At 73.1% G+C, this 2,805-nt stretch carries 3 protein-coding genes; 1 reads left to right on the top strand and 2 read right to left on the bottom strand.

Features of this window, described 5'->3' with window-relative positions:
- Positions 1 to 72: 72 nt before the first annotated feature.
- Together CCN44_RS33260 and CCN44_RS33255 are read right to left on the bottom strand one after the other, a co-directional pair.
- Positions 73 to 636, bottom strand: a complete 564-nt coding sequence (locus CCN44_RS33260; RefSeq protein WP_059247492.1) for a hemerythrin domain-containing protein — start codon at positions 634 to 636, stop codon at positions 73 to 75.
- 100 nt (positions 637 to 736) lie between these two features.
- A complete protein-coding gene (locus CCN44_RS33255; protein WP_059247491.1) occupies positions 737 to 1,630 on the bottom strand; it encodes a polysaccharide pyruvyl transferase family protein in 894 nt (297 codons plus the stop codon).
- 329 nt (positions 1,631 to 1,959) lie between these two features.
- On the opposite strand from CCN44_RS33255, the gene CCN44_RS33250 reads away from it, so the two are divergent.
- Positions 1,960 to 2,805: NAD-dependent epimerase/dehydratase family protein (locus CCN44_RS33250; protein WP_086701988.1), on the top strand; the 846-nt coding region annotated here is incomplete at its 3' end.

Raw genomic sequence — 2,805 nt, 5'->3', positions numbered from 1 at the left:
GCTGTGAAAAGGGGGCCGGGCGCGTCCCGGCCCCCCGGCGGGAGGACCCCGCCCGTCAGTCCTCCGTGCCCGTCAGCTCTCCTTGCCCCGCCCCGACAGCATGTCCCGCAACCGGTCGACCATCCCGGCTCCCGGAGCCAGCAGCTTGTTGGCCGGGGGAGTGTCCGGTGCCGAAGGGTGCGGACGCGTGGGGGCCATCTTCTTCGCCCGGCGGACCTTGTCGCCGAGGTCCATCAGCGCGTCCTCGGGACAGGCCTCCGCCAGGCGCGGGAAGAGGTTCTGCTCCTCGTCCGTCACATGGGAGCGGATCTCGCTCATCAGCTGCGTCATGAGCGTGTCGAAGCGCGGATCGTCCGCCTGGCAGCCCTCCAGGTCCTTCATGATCCGCTCGGCCTTGGAGTGGTCCTCGATCTCCTTGTCGGCCAGGGCGTCCCCGCCCGTCAGATGCTCGCGCACCGCCGGGTACAGATAGGCCTCCTCGGCGACCGAGTGCCGGATCAGCTCCATCGTGACCTGGTCGCAGAGGTCCTTGCGTTCCGCGGAGCCGGACGGCAGTGCCTCGATACGGCCGAAGATCTCCTCGACCTCCCGGTGGTCGGTGGTCAGTTCCTGGATGACGTTTCCGCCGTGACCCATGGTCGTTACCTCCTGCGTGACACGCGGCGGCCCGTGGACGGCCTGCCGTCGCGCGCCGAGTGCCCCGGGCGGGATGCGCTACACGGCCCGCCGCGCCCGGTCAGCGCATCGAGTGGCACGCGGCGGCCGTCCGGCCCGCCCCGGACAGCGCCCACTCCCACCAGTGGTCCAGGATCTCCGGGGTCAGTCCGTCCGCCGCCACCAGCGCCGGCCAGCCCAGGGCGCGGGCCTGGGCGCTGACCTTGGCGCCGCCCGCGACCGGGTCGACGGCGATCACCGGGGTGCCGGTACGCAGCGCCAGCACCAGGCCGTGCAGCCGGGTGGTGACGACCAGGTCGAAGCGGGCGACCAGGGCGAGGAACTGCTCGGCGGTGGCGCACAGCCGCCAGTCGTCCGTGGCCAGCCGGGTGTCGGCCGGCACCCGCGCGCAGTCCTTGCCGGCCAGCCAGCGGGTGATCCGCTCGGTCACCTCCGTGTGCCGACGGCGCCGCCCGTACTCGCCCTGGCCGTGCGAGAGCACCACCCCGGCCACGGGCGGCGGCGGGCCCGCCGGGGCGTCGGCCGCCAGATCCCGCCGGGCCGGGGCGCCCGCGCCGTCGCGGGCGACGATCGCATGGAAGCCGGTGGCCGCGGGATCCGCCGGATCGACCACCGAGACCCCGGCCGCGAGTCGTCTTGAGAACCTGAACCTGGCATGCAGGGCGGCCACTTGGGGACCGTGCACCGGCCCGCACACGAAGAGCAGCGTGTCGTACGCCCGTGGGTCGGCCGTCTCCAACGACAGTCCGCCGGGCCGGAAACCGGGGCTCCACGCCGTCTCGTACGGGATCCCGGCCCTGGTCAGCGCGGCCGACATGTGCTGCTGGGCGAGGACGTCCCCGGCCGTCGCCTCCCCGTCCCGGAAGCTGAACCAGCCGGTGAGCAGCAGCCGCCGCGGGGGCCGGCCGGGTCCCCGCAGCGCGTGCAGCACCGCCGTCGCGACATCGTCGTGCATGAGCCTCTCCCCTGTGGTAACTGGGGCGCAGGAGTCGCGCGAGTACCCCTGATTCCGGAGAATAAGAATCCAACGTGTGAAACCAACTGGCACGGGAACTCAGCTGCCAGTGCCGTCCAGCCAGCGGCGGCCGACCAGGGCGGTCCTCCCGGATGAGTGGGACCCGAAGCCCTGCCCCTCCCTTCCCTACGGGCCGATGACGTCGGACCGGCGGCATCGGCCGGCGACGCGGTACGCCTCGAAACCCCGCGCGGGGCCGCTCCGGCCCGCGGACGGCGCCTTCCGGGACGCGGACGACGCGGACGAAGGACGACGAAGGAATAGCCCCCATGACTGGTGACACACCGTTCTCCTGGCGGCGCGCCCTCGTGACCGGCGGCGCCGGCTTCCTCGGCTCCCACCTGTGCGAGCGGCTGCTGGATTCAGGCGTCGAAGTCGACTGCGCCGACAACCTGGCCTGCGGGCGGCGCGAGAACATCGCCCACCTGGAGGACCGGCCCGGCTTCCGGTACACGCACTGCGACGTCTCCGCGCCCGACTGCGCCGAACGGCTGCCGGGCCCGTACGACCTGGTCCTGCACTTCGCCTGCCCGGCCTCGCCCGCCGACTACCTGCGGATGCCGCTGGAGACCCTGGACGTGGGCAGCCTCGGCACCCGCAACGCGCTGGCCATCGCCGAACGCGACGGCGCCCGCCTGCTGCTCGCCTCCACCTCGGAGGTGTACGGCGATCCGCTGGTGCACCCGCAGCACGAGGGCTACTGGGGCAACGTGAACCCGGTCGGGCCGCGCAGCGTGTACGACGAGTCCAAGCGGTTCGCCGAGGCCCTGGTGACCGCGCACGCCGCCACCAACGGCACCGACGCCGGGATCGTCCGGCTGTTCAACACCTACGGTCCCCGCATGCGGGCCCACGACGGCCGCGCGGTGCCCACCTTCATCTGCCAGGCCCTGGCCGGCGAACCGCTCACGGTGACCGGCGACGGCAGCCAGACCCGCTCGCTGTGCTACGTGGACGACACGGTCGACGGCATCCTGCGGGTGGCCGCGAGCAGGTCCGTACGGCCGGTGAACATCGGCGGCAGCGACGAGATCACCATGGCGGACCTGGCCCGCCGGGTGGTCGCGCTGACCGGCTCCCGGTCCCCGATCGCCTTCGTCGACCGCCCCGTCGAC

Origin of the sequence: Streptomyces tricolor (genome assembly GCF_002155905.1) — a bacterium.
Classification (GTDB): Bacteria; Actinomycetota; Actinomycetes; order Streptomycetales; family Streptomycetaceae; genus Streptomyces; species Streptomyces tricolor.
The sequence above is the reverse complement of the archived record's forward strand: the minus strand, read 5'-3'. Positions and strand labels throughout refer to the sequence as shown.

Coding starts and splice junctions, on each gene's coding strand:
- CCN44_RS33260 (WP_059247492.1), bottom strand. CDS start 636: ATGGGTCACGGCGGAAACGTCATCCAGGAACTGACCACCGACCACCGG.
- CCN44_RS33255 (WP_059247491.1), bottom strand. CDS start 1,630: ATGCACGACGATGTCGCGACGGCGGTGCTGCACGCGCTGCGGGGACCC.